Source organism: Azonexus sp. IMCC34842, from assembly GCF_050368855.1.
GTDB lineage: Bacteria > Pseudomonadota > Gammaproteobacteria > Burkholderiales > Rhodocyclaceae > Azonexus > Azonexus denitrificans_A.
On the sequence record NZ_CP178449.1, the window covers coordinates 2,295,772 to 2,312,995 of the forward strand.

The 17,224-nt window shown below is 62.0% G+C and carries 16 protein-coding genes; 9 read left to right on the top strand and 7 right to left on the bottom strand.

What is annotated here, in order from left to right; translation table 11 throughout:
* Window positions 1-129: 129 nt before the first annotated feature.
* The 3 genes from ACLIKD_RS10910 (at window position 130) to ACLIKD_RS10920 (ending at window position 1,599) form a co-directional block, all read left to right on the top strand.
* On the top strand, window positions 130-1,035 hold the full coding sequence (locus ACLIKD_RS10910; RefSeq protein ID WP_428825079.1) for a hypothetical protein: 906 nt from the start codon (window positions 130-132) through the stop codon (window positions 1,033-1,035).
* Window positions 1,036-1,150: 115 nt separating this feature from the next.
* Complete coding sequence (locus ACLIKD_RS10915; protein ID WP_428825080.1) at window positions 1,151-1,303, top strand: DUF3096 domain-containing protein; 153 nt, start codon at window positions 1,151-1,153, stop codon at window positions 1,301-1,303.
* A gap of 101 nt (window positions 1,304-1,404) precedes the next feature.
* Entirely contained in the window at window positions 1,405-1,599 is a 195-nt protein-coding gene (locus tag ACLIKD_RS10920; RefSeq protein WP_226416178.1) for a hypothetical protein, read from the top strand.
* 60 nt (window positions 1,600-1,659) lie between these two features.
* Here ACLIKD_RS10920 and ACLIKD_RS10925 read toward each other — a convergent pair whose 3' ends face one another.
* The 4 genes from ACLIKD_RS10925 to ACLIKD_RS10940 all read right to left on the bottom strand — a co-directional run bounded on the left by ACLIKD_RS10925 (window position 1,660) and on the right by ACLIKD_RS10940 (window position 5,971).
* Window positions 1,660-2,043 (bottom strand): DUF302 domain-containing protein, encoded by a 384-nt coding sequence (locus ACLIKD_RS10925; protein ID WP_428825081.1) that lies wholly within the window; start codon window positions 2,041-2,043, stop codon window positions 1,660-1,662.
* A gap of 147 nt (window positions 2,044-2,190) precedes the next feature.
* Window positions 2,191-3,801, bottom strand: a complete 1,611-nt coding sequence (locus tag ACLIKD_RS10930; RefSeq protein ID WP_226416180.1) for a methyl-accepting chemotaxis protein — start codon at window positions 3,799-3,801, stop codon at window positions 2,191-2,193.
* A 254-nt stretch (window positions 3,802-4,055) separates the two neighbouring features.
* Window positions 4,056-5,015, bottom strand: coding sequence for a DMT family transporter (locus ACLIKD_RS10935; protein WP_428825082.1), 960 nt, complete (start codon window positions 5,013-5,015; stop codon window positions 4,056-4,058).
* 50 nt (window positions 5,016-5,065) lie between these two features.
* Complete coding sequence (locus ACLIKD_RS10940; protein ID WP_428825083.1) at window positions 5,066-5,971, bottom strand: ParB/RepB/Spo0J family partition protein; 906 nt, start codon at window positions 5,969-5,971, stop codon at window positions 5,066-5,068.
* Window positions 5,972-6,239: 268 nt separating this feature from the next.
* Here ACLIKD_RS10940 and ACLIKD_RS10945 point away from each other — a divergent pair, with 268 nt between their 5' ends.
* The 4 genes from ACLIKD_RS10945 (at window position 6,240) to ACLIKD_RS10960 (ending at window position 10,605) form a co-directional block, all read left to right on the top strand.
* A complete protein-coding gene (locus ACLIKD_RS10945) occupies window positions 6,240-7,148 on the top strand; it encodes a PhnD/SsuA/transferrin family substrate-binding protein (protein WP_428825084.1) in 909 nt (302 codons plus the stop codon).
* Entirely contained in the window at window positions 7,148-9,490 is a 2,343-nt protein-coding gene (locus tag ACLIKD_RS10950) for a PAS domain S-box protein (protein WP_428825085.1), read from the top strand. The genes ACLIKD_RS10945 and ACLIKD_RS10950 overlap by 1 nt, the downstream gene beginning before the upstream one ends.
* Window positions 9,491-9,577: 87 nt before the next feature.
* Window positions 9,578-9,997: a hypothetical protein gene (locus ACLIKD_RS10955; RefSeq protein WP_428825086.1), complete on the top strand. Its 420-nt coding sequence runs from the start codon at window positions 9,578-9,580 to the stop codon at window positions 9,995-9,997.
* A 146-nt stretch (window positions 9,998-10,143) separates the two neighbouring features.
* The gene (locus ACLIKD_RS10960) at window positions 10,144-10,605 is read left to right on the top strand and encodes a VOC family protein (RefSeq protein WP_428825087.1); all 462 of its coding nucleotides are present in this window, start codon (window positions 10,144-10,146) and stop codon (window positions 10,603-10,605) included.
* Window positions 10,606-10,652: 47 nt separating this feature from the next.
* Here ACLIKD_RS10960 and ACLIKD_RS10965 read toward each other — a convergent pair whose 3' ends face one another.
* Window positions 10,653-11,942 carry a hypothetical protein gene (locus tag ACLIKD_RS10965; protein ID WP_428825088.1) on the bottom strand — a complete coding sequence of 430 codons (1,290 nt, stop codon included), beginning with the start codon at window positions 11,940-11,942 and terminating at the stop codon, window positions 10,653-10,655.
* Window positions 11,943-12,114: 172 nt separating this feature from the next.
* Here ACLIKD_RS10965 and ACLIKD_RS10970 point away from each other — a divergent pair, with 172 nt between their 5' ends.
* Complete coding sequence (locus tag ACLIKD_RS10970) at window positions 12,115-13,092, top strand: MBL fold metallo-hydrolase (RefSeq protein ID WP_428825089.1); 978 nt, start codon at window positions 12,115-12,117, stop codon at window positions 13,090-13,092.
* A gap of 167 nt (window positions 13,093-13,259) precedes the next feature.
* Here ACLIKD_RS10970 and ACLIKD_RS10975 read toward each other — a convergent pair whose 3' ends face one another.
* The gene (locus tag ACLIKD_RS10975) at window positions 13,260-13,619 is read right to left on the bottom strand and encodes a hypothetical protein (RefSeq protein WP_226416189.1); all 360 of its coding nucleotides are present in this window, start codon (window positions 13,617-13,619) and stop codon (window positions 13,260-13,262) included.
* 246 nt (window positions 13,620-13,865) lie between these two features.
* Between ACLIKD_RS10975 and ACLIKD_RS10980 the strand changes: the two genes are divergently transcribed.
* Window positions 13,866-14,222 carry a hypothetical protein gene (locus ACLIKD_RS10980; RefSeq protein WP_226416190.1) on the top strand — a complete coding sequence of 119 codons (357 nt, stop codon included), beginning with the start codon at window positions 13,866-13,868 and terminating at the stop codon, window positions 14,220-14,222.
* Between the two features lie 130 nt (window positions 14,223-14,352).
* Here ACLIKD_RS10980 and acnB read toward each other — a convergent pair whose 3' ends face one another.
* Window positions 14,353-16,941: a bifunctional aconitate hydratase 2/2-methylisocitrate dehydratase gene (gene acnB / locus ACLIKD_RS10985; protein WP_226471006.1), complete on the bottom strand. Its 2,589-nt coding sequence runs from the start codon at window positions 16,939-16,941 to the stop codon at window positions 14,353-14,355.
* Window positions 16,942-17,224: the final 283 nt, after the last annotated feature.

Sequence of the window (17,224 nt, forward strand, 5' to 3'; positions counted from 1 at the left end):
TGGTGTCTTCACCGCCTTCACCAATACCGCCGTAGCCGCCCGGATGCCGTTCAAGCTGGCGATGCTGCGGATAACCGCCTAATACAATCTTTTTTGGCCTTCCCGCCCCGACCAGACAAGGACCACCCGATGCGCCCATCCCTGATTCGCCTGCTGGCAACTGCCCTGCTCCTGTCACTGCTCGCTGGCTGCGCCTCGCGCGGCATACCACCGGCGACGGCAAGCGGCGAGCAGGCCGCCGCCCGGGCCGTCCTGCAGCAGTCCGCCGAGGCGCACGGGCTGGTCGCTTTCCGCCAACTCAACGACGTCAGTGTCAGCTATGCCGGCGAATGGTACGGGCTGGTCAGCCGCTTTCAGCCGACGCTGATCGATGCCGACTTCCGGCAAGGTTCGCAGGAAAGACTGATCCTCAAGGCCCGGCCGTTCCTCGCCCAGCACCACACCGGCCCCGGCGGCAGCAAGCAGGTGATCCGCAGCACCGACGGCATAGAGGTCTTCTACGACGGGCAGGCCGCCAGCGACCGCGATGTGCTAGCGGCTGCGGCGCTGGTCGCCGACGGCTACCGGATGTTCCTGACCGGCCCGTTCTATTTTCTCGACGGCAATCTGAGCCTTGAGCTGGCCGCCGATGAAATAGTCAATGACCGCGATTGCGTCAGCATCGTCGCCGTCCGCCGTCCCGGCCACGGGCTGTCGGTGGAAGACCGCTACCAGTTGTTCATCGACCGCGAAAACCACTTGCTGCGCCGCGTCCGTTTCACCATGGAAGGCCTCGAATCGACGCAAGGCGCCATCGCCGAAGTCGATTTCTTCGAGCACCGGCAGATCGCCGGCGTCACCTGGCCGACCCGCTTCTACGAACGCCTGCGCAAGCCCATTCCCGGCCTGCCGGTGCATGACTGGCGGCTGACAGGGCTGGACGTCAATCGCGGGCTGAACGAGGCGGAGATCGCCGGCAAGGCATTTGCCGGAAAAGCCGCACGACCGGCCCAGGCAATCGACCGAAGCGACCTGCCGGATGCCTTGAACAGGTGATTTTTGCTCTGTGCGGTATCGCACAGAGCCAGCGTCGTTTCCCGGATAAGTTTTGCTGCTGGCGGCAATGCGACATTTGCCAACTGTTCCAAAAACCGAAAGAAAAGGCATTCCGATGAATCTCCACCTCGCCCTTGCACCGATCGTCGCGCTGATTGCCGGGATTCTGATCCTGGCCGTGCCGCGCCTGCTCAACTACATCGTCGCCATCTACTTGATCGTGATCGGTCTGATCGGGCTTTTCGGGAGCGGCAACCTCCGTCTCTGAGCAAGCCGGCAGCGCTCAGCTGAAGGGGAAGATACAAATTCGGCTTTACTCAAACGGAAAAAACGATTAAAAGCTGCTGCAAACTCCGATTTGAGATTCCCATGTCCGAAGATGAACTGATCCAGCAAGCCGACCGTATGATCGAAGCCGCGATGAATGGCCGGACGCCGCATCAAGTGTTGCTTGAAAACTCGCTCGCCGAGAGCGCGAACGTTGCCGAGCGGGCGGCGGCCATTGCCAAGAACCGCGAACGCGCCATCAAGCTGCTGGCGGCGCTAGAAAAAAGCGGCGGCTGAACTTCCCCGCCCTGGCATCAAGCCCGGGCGAAGACTGGCGGCGCCACGCGGCGCCCCCGCCTAGCGAACCTCGTCGACGATCTGGACCATTCTTTCCTCGACCTCGCGGCCCAGCCGGACCAGTTCGGGATGCTCCGAAAGGGTGGCGAGCAGGGTTTCCGGCCGGAGCAGGCCAATCTTGGTCGCGCCGTTTTCGGTATATACCGAAATGCGCCAGGGCAAGGCCAGGCTCAGCCGCAAGTCGATGGCCAGCATCTTTTCGATCTGGCGATAATTGCAGATATCGAATACCTGGCAGTCGTCATCGAGATCGATGCCCTTGCGGCGCAAGGTATCGCCGAGGTCATGGCCGTGCAGAACGACAAAGCCGAGACGCTGGACGACCGGCTCCAGATCGAAGATCACTTCGCTGAACGATTTGCTGCTTTCGACGACGTAATACACGGATTTTCCTTGTTGAGCTGTTGGCAATGGCGCGCGGCGGCCAAGGGTAATGAACATCGCCCTGCGGAACAACTCCGGTAGACGAAAAAAAGCTGGCTCACGTTATCCACGTGGCCAGCCTTGGTGTTACGGCTTGTCCGGGCTTGCCTAGACCCGGTACTGGGCAACGATTTCCTGCAGTTCCCGGGCGAGTTCGGCGAGTTGCTCCGAGGTTTCCGAAGTCGACTGCGCTGCGGCGCTGTTTTCCTCGGTCATCTGGGCGATCCGCTCGACCTGCTGGGCAATCTGGGTGCTGGCAACGCCTTGTTCGCGAATCGAACTGGTGATGTCGCTGACCATTGCCACCGTGTCGCGCGAACCGTTGCCAATTTCCTGCATCGAGCTGCTCGCCTGTTCGGCAAAGCCGACCCCGGCCTCGACCGCGCCTTCGACGCTTTGAATGCTCTTGACCGCCGCCTGCGAGCCGGCAACCATCTGCTGAATGGTGCTGGCGATCTCCTGCGTCGACAGACCGGTACGCTCGGCCAATTTGCGCACTTCATCGGCAACCACGGCGAAACCGCGCCCCTGTTCGCCAGCCCGCGCCGCTTCAATGGCGGCGTTGAGCGCCAGCAGATTAGTCTGATCGGCAATTTCCTTGATCACTGCGACGATGCTGCTGATCTTCTCGCTTTGCAGTTCCAGTTCGGTCAGTTGTCCGGAAGCGCTTTGCACCGTATGGGCAATGCCGTTGATCGACTGGACGGTGTCGCTGATGATGCCCTCGCCGTTCAGCGCCACCCGGCCAGCCTCGGTGGACAGCTTGCGGGCGTCCTCGGCCCGGTCAGCCACGTGATTGACGCTGACCGTCATTTCTTCGACCGCGGCGGCCATGCTGGAAGCGGAATCGCTCTGCTGGCTGGAGGAAATTGACATCTGGTGGGCGGCGGTAGATACCCGAGAGGCCGCCGAGCTGACCGAATCGGCATGCGCGGCGATCTGACGGAAACTCTGTTGCAAGCGGTCGAGCAAGCCGTTGAAAGCATGCGAGACATTGGCAATTTCGTCCTTGCCCTTGACTTCAAGACGGGTGGTGAAATCGAGATTCTTTTCGATCCGCAAGAACATGCCGACCATCTTGTCGAGCGAACCGGAAACATGGCTGTAGATGACGAACCCGATGCCGGCTATCAATAGGCTGACCAGCAAGATGGCCGAGACAACCCAAGTCTTTGAACTTTCATAGGTGGCATCGGCCTCCTTGCCGCCTTTTACGGCAAGTTCCTGATTGTACTGACCATGCTCGACCAGCGCGTTGCTCAAGCCATCAACTATCTGCTTGGCCTGCCCGGAAATTTTCAGTGCCTCATCCGGCTTGCCCTGGCGAATCGCGCCAATGTATTTCTCGGAAAAGGCCGCGTACTCGAGGTACATCTGGTTGTCTTTGTCCAGCATCTCACGATCCTTGGGATCGGAAATCAGCTTTTCGTAACTCTTGAGCGCCCCACGCAACTGATCCATGTTCTGGGTGAACTCTTTCTCCAGCCCGGCCACTTTTTGCGGATCGGTGACCACCAGCATGGTCAGCAAGGGCGGCCGCAAACGAAGGAAAGCCGTCTGTGCCGATTGAAGCGTACTGATGCTTGGCAGGGTCATCTGGTTAATTTCCCGGATGCCCTGATTGATGCTGGCCATCTCATACAAGGCAAAACCGCCGACCCCGATCAAACCGACAATCGCCAGCGCAATCAGCAAAATAATACGGAGTGCAATACTCATGATCCCCCCTTTAACAGCAAATTATTTGTCACTACCACAGCAAAGTTCGATGACAAAAGCATAACCCACACAAAACACGGACAGCCCGAAACCGGCTGTGATATTTTATACCATATTTATAATATGTGCCACTTTTGTTACCCGAAAATGGCGTTTGACCATGTCACTTTCTGGAAATCCGCGACAGTCATCCGTCATCGCCAGCCTCCGGCCAGCTTCGCCGAAAACCGGTTGCCGCCGCCTGCGACGAACATTCAGCCTGCCCGAAAGGCACGCACGCCGAGAATCACGCCAAGCACCAACAACAGAATGCCGCAGGTACTGGCCAGCCCTGGCGCCTCGCCTCGCCAGACATAGGCATAAGCCAGCGCGGCGAGCGTTTCGAAAACGATCAATTGCCCGGATAACGCCGTCGGCAATAGCGTACTGGCCCGATTCCAGAGCAGCGTGCCGAGCCAGGAAGCGAGCAGGCCCAGCGCCAGCACCAGGCCGAGATATTTGGCCGGCTGCGGCCCGAGCGGCCAGTCAAAACCGGCCGGACTCGGCACCAGCAGCGAAATGCCGGCAAACAGAAGCAGCGCCAGCGGCAGCGTTGCCAGGCCCTGGGCCGTGGCCCACGTAGTCGAGGCAAGGCCCGACCGCCCTTTCAGCCAGGCCGCGTTGCGCAGCGGATACCAGGTCCAGCAAGCCAGCGCACCAAGCGCCAGCAGGCTGCCGAGAACATAGTCTTCGACACTGCGGCCGCCGGCCAGGCGCCCGAGTTCATGCCGATTGACCAGCAGAATGCCCAGCCCGATCACCGCCAGCGACGGCAACAGGCGGCGCCAGGCAATGCCCCCGCGGCCAAGATTGGCGCAGACCGCGATGACGATCGGCAAGGTGCCGATCAGCATGGTCGGCACCGGCGCATCGGCCAGCTGGATGGCCGCCGCCAACAGGCAGTAATAAAGCAGGTTGCCGATCAGCGCCAGCTCAAAAGCGCGGGCCCAGTCTTGCCGATCCAGCTCGCGCAGGCGTTGCCGGTCGCGCCAGGCGAGCGGCAAGGCGATCAGGCCGAAAGCCAGGTAGCGTCCGGCCGAGATCAGCAGCGGCGGGTAGTCGATGAGCATCAGCGGCACGACGAAAACCAGCCCCCAGGCGAGACCGGCGCCGAGGGCACAGGCAACGCCAGACAGCAGGCTGGCCTGAATCAGTGGCGGTCGGCGGAAAGTCATGCGGCCTGAGGCTTCGCGGAATCTGGCAAGAGCTGGATGCGGAGATCGACTTACGCGTTCTTCAAAGCCAGAAACTCGTCGATCAGCCTGACCAGAACTTCCTCTTCGTCGCCATCGCTGAGGCCGAGAATTTCGGCGACCAGCCTGACCTTGCCGGGATTGACCCGGCTGCGGCTGGCCACCGGCGCCGCGGCGGGCAGCGGCCCCAGCGCATCGTCCCGCACCGCTACCGTGACTTCGCGCTCGATCGGCGGAGCTGCGTTAGCGACGGATTCGGCGGCAGCGGCCGGTTCTTCGGTCTTTTTACGCCGCCCGCTCTCTTCGGAAAGAGCATTGTCCACAACCTTCTTCGAGACCTTTTCGCCTTCCGGCAATTGCTCGATCTGATCGATCAAGGAGTCGGCCTTGGCCTCGTTCTTTTTGGCCAGTCTTTCCAGTTGCACCGCCGTGCTGGTGCTGGCGATTTTTCCCGAATCGAGCAAGGCCGTGACCTTCTCCGACAGATTGGCGGCCGCGGTGGCCTGGCTCAGCCAGGTTGCCGGCCGGGCGAAATATTGCGCGGCTTCTTCCGGCGTCGCGAACCGTTCGGCGATCGCCTGAATGGCGTTGGCCATGTCGCGCGGCTCCAGTGCCGAACGTACGCCGAGGCCGATGTTCTCGAACACCTGCACTTCCAGGGTTGCGTCAGCCGCGCACGGCCGGATGACCACCGGCACCGTTTTTTCTCCGGCCAGGATGGCGGCCTGACGACGGCGCTCGCCGACGATCACCGTATAACGCCCCTCGGCAGCGGCCGGGCGAACGACCAGCGGGTGAATCACCCCCAGTTTCTCGATCGAGTTGACCAGGCCCTTCAGACTCCCTTCTTCGATGTTCTGCCGGAGATGGCTCGAATCGGGTTCGATCATCGTTACGTCGACGATCTGAAAGTGCGACGAACTGTCTTTGAAGGTCATGGCTGTTCCGTTGGTGAGGTTATGCTTGATCCGTGGGCAGCGGCGATAACGGCCCCCTTGGCGGATCGCAAAAGGGGGCGAATGCTCGTCCTTTTTTGCTCTTTTTTCAAGCCGGAGCAATTCGACTCAAAAATTCGACAAGATGGCGTTTTCCTGCGCAATACCGACCAGTCGCCCGTATGTCAGCGCGATAAGCCGCGCGAAAGTGATAGAGTCGTCCTTGATCGTCAGCAGTTCGCCATCTGGTCACCCCAATGAAACGACATCGATGAACAAGTTAGCCCACCTTACCTGTCTGTTAGGCGCCATCCTGCTTGCTGCGTGCGAACAGCAGCCGGTCGAGAAGCCCCTGCAATACAGCAGCGTGGCGCCCAACGGTACGGTACCGGTCTATCGCCTGGCCATCCACCCCTTGTACAACCCGCAGAAACTCAGCGAGACCTATCAACCGCTGGTTGCTCACCTCAACCAGCAGTTGCAGGGCGCCCGGATCGAACTCGAGGCATCCCGCGATTACGCCGCTTTCGAGCACAAATACGCGGCTCGCGAACCGGCTTTCCTGCTCCCCAACCCGTGGCAGACACTGGCCGCGATGAAGACGGGTTACTCCGTCATTGCGATGGCCGGCGATGCCGAGGACTTCCGGGGCATTTTCATCGTCCGCAAGGATGGACAGATCAAGGTGCCGGCCGACCTCAAGGGCAAGGCCGTCAGCTACCCGTCGCCCACCGCGCTGGCGGCCGCGATCATGCCGCAATATTTTCTGCAGACGCACGGCGTGGACGTCAAACGCGACATTCAGAATATTTACGTCGGCTCGCAGGAATCTTCCATCATCAATGTCTATCTTGGCAAAACCGCCGCCGGTGCCACTTGGCCGCCCCCTTGGCGCGTCTTCCAGCGCGACCATCCGCGCGAAGCGGCCGAGCTTGAACAGGCCTGGGAAACGCCCCCGCTGCTCAACAACTCGGTGATGGTGCGCGACGACGTGCCGGAAGCCGTCCGCACCCAGGTCACCAAGACGCTGCTCGAACTGACCGCGACAGCACAAGGCAGAGCGATTCTCGCCGGCATGGAAACGGCGCGCTTTCACGCCGCCGATGACCGCAGCTACGGGGTGGTCGCCGCATACATCGAGCGCTTCGAGAAAGAAGTGCGCCGGGTGGAAAGCAAGTAATGGTCGAGTATCTCAAACGCCTGGTGACCGCCACCTTGCGCCGACAACTGGTCGTCGGGATGACCCTGGTCGTCGTCTCGATGATGTCGCTGTTCATCTGGGACCAGACGCACCGCCAGCAAGCCGTGGTGATGCAGCAGCAGTCGGGGCACGCCGTCGCACTGGCGCGCAGCGTCGCCACCTCGGCGGCGGTCTGGGTGGCTTCACGGGATTTTGGCGGCCTGCAGGAGATCGTCGAGGGCCTCGCGCCCTACCCCGATCTGCGGCACGCCATCGTGCTGGACAACCGGGGCCAGATACTGGCCCACAGCGACACTGGGCGACGCGGCCAGTATCTGGCCGACCTGCCGGCAAAACCGGAACTGACGGTCCTACAGCGAAGCCCGACGCTAGTCGATGTCGCTTATCCGGTAACGCTCGGCGGCAGCCAGATCGGCTGGGTAAGAATCGGTCTCGGCCAGGGATCCTTGCAGGCACGCCTCGCCGAGACGCGGCAAAGCGGTCTGGTTTACGTGTTGATCGCCGCGCTACTCAGCACCTTGCTGGCGATTCTCAGCGGTCGCTACCTGACCCGCCGGCTGCACGCCATCCAGACGGTCGCCAATGCCGTCCAGGCGGGGAATCCTGCTGTCCGGGTGCAGCTCGCCGGGGATGACGAAGCGGCGCAACTGGCCCGCCAGTTCAACGGCATGCTCGATACGCTGGCGCACGGCCAGCAAGAATTGCGGGAGAGCGAGAATCTCTTCCGGCTCGGCTTCGAGAACGCCAATATCGGGATGTGCCTGGTCGACCTCGAAGGAAAGCTCCTCAAGGTCAATCAGCAGATGTGCGAAATATTCGGCTACAGCAAAACCGAACTGGAAGGCATGTACGTCAACACCATCACCCATCCCGACTTCCGGAAAGTCAGCACGAAATTCATCCGGACCGGCACCTCGGGGCATAGCGAGCAAACCGACCATGCCGAATTTGAAAAGCAATACATCCACAAGCAGGGGCATGTCGTCTGGGGTCGCGTAGCCAGTTCGCTGGTCCGTAACGGCGAGGGCCAGCCGATGTATTTCATTTCGCACGTCCTCGACATCACGCAGCGCAAGCAGGCCGAGTCCGAGCTGGAACAGTATCGCCACCACCTGGAAAAACTGGTCGAAGAGCGAACGGCGGCGCTATCCGTCGCCAAGGAGACGGCCGAGACGGCCAGCCGGGCCAAGAGCACTTTCCTCGCCAACATGAGCCACGAGCTGCGCACCCCGATGAACGCCATCATGGGCATGACCGCACTGGCGCTGCGCCGGGCCACCGACGTCAAACAGATCGACGAGTTGAGCAAGGCGGCCAAGGCTTCCCGGCACTTGCTGGGCGTCATCAACGACATCCTCGACATCTCCAAAATCGAGGCTGAACGCCTCAACCTCGAACGAATCGATTTCCGCCTGGGCGGCATCCTGGAAAACCTGCGCAGCCTGTCGAATCAGGCGGCAACCGACAAGGGACTGCAACTGCGCATTGATCTGCCCGCTGAACTGACCGAACTGACGCTGTCCGGCGACCCGCTACGCCTGGGCCAGATCCTGCTCAATCTGACCGGCAATGCCATCAAGTTCACCAACGCCGGCTCGGTCACCATTGCCGCGGCAGTAGCCGAGGACAACGGCACCGACATGCTGCTGCGCTTCGAAGTGCGCGACACCGGCATCGGTATTGCCGAGGAAGATCAGAAACGGCTGTTCAGCGCCTTCGAGCAAGCCGATAGCTCGATGACCCGGCAGTACGGCGGCACCGGTCTCGGGCTGGCGATCAGCAAGCGGCTGGCCGAAATGATGGGCGGCCATATCGGGGTGGATAGCCAAGCCGGCGTTGGCAGCACCTTCTGGTTTACCGTTCGCCTGAGCACGGTGGCCGGCAAGGCGCCGGCCGCAACGATGGCCACGCCGCTGTCAGCCGAGGAGCGCTTGAAAGCCCAGTTTGCCGGCACCTTGATCCTGCTGGCCGAGGACGAACCGATCAATCAGGAGGTCTCCCGCGACTTGCTGACCGAAGTCGGGCTGCTGGTGGATCTGGCGGACGATGGCGGCGAAGCCGTGGCCATGGCCAAGCGCACCGACTACCGGCTGATCCTGATGGATGTGCAGATGCCGAAACTCAACGGACTCGAAGCCACCCAGGCGATACGCGCCCTGCCCGGACGCGAGCACACCCCGATTTTGGCGATGACCGCCAATGCCTTCGATGACGACCGGCAACGCTGCCTGGCCGCCGGCATGAACGATCACATCGCCAAGCCGGTCGATCCCGATGTGCTCTACGAAACCCTGCTCAAATGGCTGGCCCGGGCAAAATAGACACCCCGTTTTGTGCCGCTTCCCACCACATTCCGCAGCGCCGAAGCGCACAATACAGCCCTCTTTCACCGCCCCTGGAATAGCACGATGAAACGACGTTACTGGGTTATCCTGACCCTGATCTTCCTGGTCTGGCTCGATTGGTACATCCGCGCCCCGGACTCCCGCTCGCGCGACATGACCAGCGTCATCGCGACGCAGGCCGGCAAGGAACTGAAGAGCTATCCCTATCAGTTCAAGGTCCTGAAGATCGCCGGCGACACGGCTTATCTGAGCACGCCGCGCAGTTTTGACGTGCCGGCCTTCAAGGTACTGGCGGTTCTCTACCCCGATCTCGACACCAAGAACCCCAACAACCCCGCCTACATCGCCGCCCAGGAACACCTCGGTCGCGTCCAGGCGGAAGCGCGGACCATCGTGCTGGCCCAGCCCGGCATCAAGGACGTCAAATGGGAGCTGGATCGGGACTGGCTGGTCAAGCACGGCATCGAAGTCCCGGCAAAATAGCGCACCGGATTGGCGGCCGGGGTCGTCGCCCGCAGCGCCGAATGACGGAATGCGAACCAAATTCGGCACTGCGTGTCGATCCGGAAACAAGTCCTTCGTCGCAACAAGGAGGCTTCCCAATCCCACCCTATGCACAGGAGAATCCCATGAATCCGGTTCAAGCCATTCCGCCCGGCATGATGACGATCACGCCGCATCTGGTCTGCCACGGCGCCACCGATGCCATTGCCTTCTATAACAAAGCCTTCGGCGCCGTCGAAATGGGCCGCCTGGCCGGCCCCGACGGACGACTGATGCACGCCCTGCTGAGCATCGGCGATTCGATGCTGATGCTGGTCGACGACTACCCCGAGTACGGCTCGCTCGACCCGCTGGCCCTCAAAGGCTCGCCGGTAACCATCCATCTCTACGTCGCCGATGTCGATGCGGCGGTGGCCCGCGCCGTCGCCGCCGGGGCGCGGATCACCATGCCGGTCGCCGACATGTTCTGGGGCGACCGCTACGGCCGGCTGGAAGACCCCTTCGGCCATCAATGGTCGGTCGCCACCCACATTCGCGACGTCGCGCCGGCCGAAATGGCGACGGCGATGGCCGCGGCTTGCCCGTAAGCCCGGCTTCGCCGCAGATCGCCAGCCGCTCGCCGGTTACCCGGCGCTCACTGAAAGGCGCCGGGCGACAGGACGTTGCTCAGGCGAATCGGCCGACTGCCCACCGGGTAGGTGAATTCGGCGCTCGGCAGCAGATTGACGCCGCCGACGCTGCCCGGCAGCCGGACGGTGCCGCGCAGTGGCGACGAGTTGGTCAGGCGTAGCGGCAGGCCGCCGTATTCGATCAGTTCGCCGCGCAAAGCCGCGAGGTTACCCTCGAAGCGGCCCTGCGCCGGGCGGAACAAGTTGCCGTTACCCACCGTCAGGTTGTTGATCGCCCAGATATCGATGCCGGCCGGAAATTTCTCGGCCCAGACGGCGAGAAAGTTGCCGGCATGCTTGTCATTGATCAGCGTGTTGTGCGCGACATACAGCGCATTGTCCGGCCAGCGCGGCCCCTCGGCGCCATAGGCAAGCAGGCTCGGATTGTCCGTTTCGGCGCTCTGGGCGATGACGTTGCCGATGACGTAGGCGACGCCGCCGTTGGGGAATTCGAGCTCGTAGGAAGCCCGGCCGCCGGCACCGTCGGCCAGCATGTTGTAAAGCACATGGTTTTCCCGCGCCCGCGATTTGACCAGGTGGCCAAGATAGCCATTGAAGAAACGGCTGCCGCTCAGCGTAAATTTGCCGATCGCGCCGACATAGAGCAGATGATGCAGCGCGCCGGCATGCCGCGGCGCATCGCCGAATTCGCTATCGGCGACGACCAGCGTCTGGCTGGCCGAGTTGGCGGTCAGCACGCCCATTTCGTTGTCGACGAAACGACAGCCATGGATTGTCAGCTGGCCTTTCTCGAAACGAATGCCGGCGCCGTTGCCATCAGGCACCCGGGCGCCGCGAAACTCGATGTTCTCGATTCGGACCTTGCCGCCCCGGACCACCCAGATCGCCTTGCCCTCGGCACTTTTCCCGTCGGCCAGCATGACCGGCCGTTCGCCGGCGGCGCGGATGAGCAGATTGTTTTGCGTCCAGATCGCCGGTTGCCCGCGGTAATTGCCCGGCCGGATCTCGATCACCTCGCCATCGCGGGCCAGCCGCGCCGCTTCGCTCAGCGTCGTGATCTTCTCGCCGCTACCGACGACCATCGTCGCCGGCGCCGGACCATCGCCCGAATGCCTGCCGGCCGCCGCTTCGCTGATCGGAACGGCAATCAACTTGCCATCCGCCGAGCGGCGGATCTCCCCGACATAATCCGGCGCCAGCGGCAGTTGGTCGGCGCCCTGGGCCAATGCGCTCCCGGCCAGCAGACTGGCGAGCATGACCAAGCAAAGTTTGCGACAGGCAGTTTTCCGGGCCACGGGTTTCTCCTTCCAGGGAGCAGATGCGATGGGCGGCAAAGATGAATGCCTGATTCTAACGGCATTTCGGGCGACCTGAACCAAGGCGAACCGGCCGGCAAAAGTCGCCGGGCGGCTGCGCCATTTATTCGCCAAGCATGGGATACTTTGCCTCCCCAACCAGGAGAATGCCATGCGAAACCTGCCCCGTAACGCCCCCCGTCTGGCCCGGCTGTTCGTCGCCGGCCTGTTTCTGCTCTGTACCGGCCTGGCTTCGGCCGAAGCCCCGCAGGCCAAAACCCAGGTTCCCGGCTATTACCGGATGTTCCTCGGCAATTTCGAGATCACCGCGCTCTACGACGGCGCCATCAAGCTCGATACCAAGCTGCTCAAGAACACCAACGACAAGGAAGTGCAGAAACTGCTCGCCCGCCTGTTCGTCAAAGGCCCAGCCGTGCAGACCGCGGTTAATGCCTACCTGATCAATACCGGCAGCAAGCTGGTGCTGGTCGATGCCGGCGCCGCCAAAGCCTTCGGCCCGGCCCTCGGCAACATCGTCGACAACCTGAAGGCAGCCGGCTACAGGCCCGAACAGGTCGACACCGTGCTCGTCACCCACCTCCATGGCGACCACGTCAATGGCCTGGTCGATGCCCAAGGCAAGGCCGTTTTCAGCAATGCCGAAATCTGGTCGGCCAAGGCCGACAACGACTTCTGGCTAAACGAGGAAATCGCCGCCAAGGCACCGCAGGATGCCCAGCCTTTCTTCAAGATGGCGCGCGATGCCGCCGCCCCCTATCTCCAAGCCGGCAAGTGGAAAACCTACGCGGCTGACCAGGAAATCCTGCCCGGCATCAGCAGCTTTGCCGCCAACGGCCATACTCCCGGCCACAGCGCCTACCTGGTCGGCAGCGGCGAGGAAAAACTGCTGATCTGGGGCGACATCGTCCATAACCATGCCGTCCAGTTCGCCCGCCCACAAGTCGTCATCGAATTCGACGTCGATCGCAAGGCGGCCGTCGCGACGCGCCAGAAAATCTTCGCCAAGGCCGCCAGCGAAAAGATCCTGATCGGCGGCATGCACCTGCCCTTCCCCGGTATCGGCCACGTCCGCAAGGAAGCCAAGGGTTACAGCTGGGTACCGGCAGAATTTGCGCCGACCGGGGAATAAATTATCGTCGCTGCCAATGCGGCAAGGAAAAACCCCTACCGGGTTCCCGGTGGGGGTTTTTTTATTGAACGCGACAGCCGGCCCGTGCCAACAACCGCCCTAGCTTGCATCCTTGCCTGACGGTTTGCCCGGCAACCGGCCTGCCGACCCGGGCCAGGCGCCAGCACTCAGTTTCTGCCGACGGCCCATTTCCCGGCGCCGCCCAAGGCTGAGGCAAAGGCGACAAGCAACAGGAACAGCCCGTGGAGGTTGCCCAGCAGGGCCGCACCGTGCAGCCAGCCATGAACCAGCGGCCAGCCGATGATCAGGGTCAGCCCGAGGCTGGCCACCGGCATCCACAGGCCGAGCAACATCAGAATGCCGCACAGCATTTCAGCCAGATGCAGCCCCCAGTGACCGGCCTGCGCCACCGAAGACGGCAAGGCGGCGTGCATCAGGGGTTCGAAGCCAGCGAAGAAGGCCATCCCGCCGACCGCGAGACGCAAACAGAGAAGTGACCAGTCAATACGTGTTTTGGAAGCAGCCATGAGATTCGCAGAGTAACGGTGGTTGGGGCAATTCGAGGGAGCGCAGTATCTCCGTCGCCTAGACTGACGGTCAACCGCCAAGGGCGGCCGGCTTTTCGGCGGCAGACATGCGACGGGATACCAGGCCACAAACTGCAAACGACAAACCGCCGCCCCGGTAGTAGAATTCCCGGTTGCTTGAGTTCTGCCGCGCTTGACGTTATGTCAATCCCCCGCAGCCACCTTGGTCATGACTGGAACTACTCGATGAAATCACTTCCCATACTGCTTGCCGCATTGCTGGCAATTCCCGTCCCCGCATTGGCCGGCGACCCGGTCAAAATCGATGTCTACCTGGGTGGCGAACTGGAGCAGACCGTCTCGTTGGCGGGCGCTAATGCCACCGCGAAACTGACCACCTCCAAAGCGCCGAATGCCACGCTTGAATTTCACCTGATCGCCCCCGAGCCGCTGATTTTCGAGGTGAAGGAAGTCATTGCCGGCAGCAGCCAGGAAGAAGCCGCCGGCCGGGTCGTCCTGTTCAAGACTGGAAACTCATTCGATGTCTCCGAGATCAAGGGCAGCAAATTTCGCAACGCCTACGTGCTCGTTCGTCACGACTGATCAACTCGGTTCGGCTCTTCCCCGAACAGCGGTTTCGAGCCGATGACAGGTAGCAACAAAAAGCCCCCGCCGGGAAACCGGCGGGGGCTTTTTACTGCGCTCGACACCTAAAAGGCGTCGATTTCGCCAATCACATCTCGACCGTTTCAGCCACTTCGACGAAGGACGGAATCTTGTCGAAGTTCATGTAGCGGTACACATCGGCCGCCTTGGCATTGACCAGCTTGATCTGCTCCATGTACTCGGCAACGGTCACGATCCGGCCGGCCAGGGCGCACATGGCAGCCAGTTCGGCGGAACCCAGATAAACCTGGGTGTCGATACCGAGGCGGTTCGGGAAGTTGCGGGTGGAGGTGGAGATCGCGGTGGAGCCCTTGCGGATCTGTGCCTGGTTACCCATACACAGCGAGCAGCCCGGCATTTCCATGCGCGCGCCGGACTTGCCGAGGACGCCGTAGTAGCCCTCTTCGGTCAGGATCAGCGCATCCATCTTGGTCGGCGGAGCGATCCACAGACGGGTCGGGATGTCGGACTTGCCTTCGAGAACCTTGGCGGCGGCACGGAAGTGGCCGATGTTGGTCATGCAGGAACCGATGAAGACTTCGTCGATCTTGGCGCCGGCGACTTCGGACAGGATCTTGACGTCGTCCGGATCGTTCGGGCAGGCCAGGATCGGCTCGGTGACTTCGGCCAGATCGATTTCGATCACGGCGGCGTATTCGGCGTCGGCATCCGGCTGCAGCAGCGTGCCGTTGGCGATCCAGTCTTCCATGGCATTGATGCGGCGCTTCAGGGTGCGGGCATCTTCGTAGCCTTCGGCGATCATCCACTTCATCAGCGTGATGTTCGACCGCATGTACTCGACCATCGGTTCCTTGTTCAGGCGCACCGAACAGGCGGCGGCCGAACGTTCGGCGGCGGCATCGGAGAGCTCGAAGGCTTGTTCGACCTTGAGATCCGGCAGGCCTTCGATTTCCAGGATGCGGCCGGAGAAGACGTTCTTCTTGCCCTTCTTCTCGACGGTCAGCAGGCCGGCCTTGATGGCGTACAGCGGAATGGCGTTGACCAGGTCGCGCAGGGTGATGCCATCCTGCAGCTTGCCCTTGAAGCGGACCAGCACCGATTCCGGCATGTCGAGCGGCATGACGCCGGTGGCGGCGGCAAAGGCGACCAGACCGGAACCGGCTGGGAAGGAGATGCCGATCGGGAAACGGGTGTGCGAGTCACCGCCGGTGCCGACGGTATCCGGCAGCAGCAGGCGGTTCAGCCAGGAGTGGATGACGCCGTCGCCCGGACGCAGCGAAACGCCGCCGCGGGTCGAGATGAAGGACGGCAGTTCGCGGTGCATGCGCACGTCGACCAGCTTCGGATAGGCGGCGGTGTGGCAGAAGGACTGCATCACCAGATCGGCGGAGAAGCCGAGACAGGCCAGATCCTTCAGCTCGTCGCGGGTCATCGGGCCGGTGGTGTCTTGCGAACCGACGGTGGTCATCTTCGGCTCGCAGTAGGTGCCCGGACGGATGCCGGTCACGCCGCAGGCCTTGCCGACCATCTTCTGGGCCAGCGAGTAGCCCTTGCCATTGTCGGCCGGGTTCTGCGGCAGGCGGAACAGCGTGCTTTGCGGCAGGCCGAGGAATTCGCGCGCCTTGGTCGTAAGGCCACGCCCGATGATCAGCGGAATGCGGCCGCCGGCACGGACTTCGTCGAGAATCACGGCGGTCTTCAGCTGCGATTCGGCGATCACGGTGCCGTTCTTCAGCGCGGTGACCTTGGCGGTGGCTTGATCGACCTTCAGTTCGATCTCGTCGCCCATGTCCATCTGGTTGACGTCGATTTCGATCGGCAGCGCGCCGGCATCTTCCATCGTGTTGAAGAAGATCGGGGCGATCTTGGAGCCGAGGCAGAAGCCGCCGAAACGCTTGTTCGGGACGAAAGGAATGTCTTCACCGGTAAACCACAGCACCGAGTTGGTAGCCGACTTGCGCGAAGAACCGGTACCGACCACGTCACCGACGTAGGCGATCAGGTTGCCCTTGGCTTGGAGTGCTGCGAGTTGCTTGACCGGACCGCGGGCACCCGGCTCGTCGGCTTCGATACCCGGACGCGGGTTCTTCAGCATGGCCAGCGCGTGCAGCGGAATGTCCGGACGCGACCAGGCATCGGGAGCCGGCGACAGATCGTCGGTGTTGGTTTCGCCGGTGACCTTGAAAACGGTCAGTTTCTGCGAAGCGAGGACTTCCGGACGCGAGGTGAACCACTCGCCGTCGGCCCACGACTGGATGACGCCCTTGGCGTTGGCATTGCCGGCCTTGGCCAGCTCGGCGACATCGTGGAAGAAGTCGAAGACCAGCAGGGTCTTCTTCAGGCCTTCGGCGGCGATGGCGCCGACACCGGCATCGCCCAGCAGGTCGATCAGCGGCTTGACGTTGAAACCGCCGAGCATGGTGCCGAGCAGTTCGGTGGCCTTGGCCTTGGAAATCAGGGCACAGGCTTCTTCGCCCTTGGCGACCTTGGCCAGGAACTCGGCCTTGACCTTGGCGGCGTCATCCACACCGGCCGGAACACGGTAGGTGATCAGCTCGACCAGGGCGGCTTCTTCGCCCTTCGGCGGGTTCTTCAGCAGGGCGACCAGCTCACTGGTCTGTTGCTTGGACAACGGCAGCGGCGGGATACCGAGGGCTGCACGTTCGGCGACATGGGCGCGGTAGGCTTCAAGCACGGCGACTTCCTTTCGTAAAGGGTTGCTCTGGGAAATTCTTGGCGTAACTGACTATTTTACGACAATGACGGGGAGGATCCGTTCATCCAAAAGACCATCCTCGACCAAGTCTTATATATTTTATCTTTTAGAAGGCTTGCTGTGAACTTGGATTGTCCGATCGGCCCCGAATCCGCCGGAAAGTACCGGTAGAATGGGGAAACCGCCCATTTAATAGGCAGCGCCATTTTTTGCTGCCCGTTCAGGCAGTTGCCGAACTTGTCCCGAGCTTATCCACAGACTT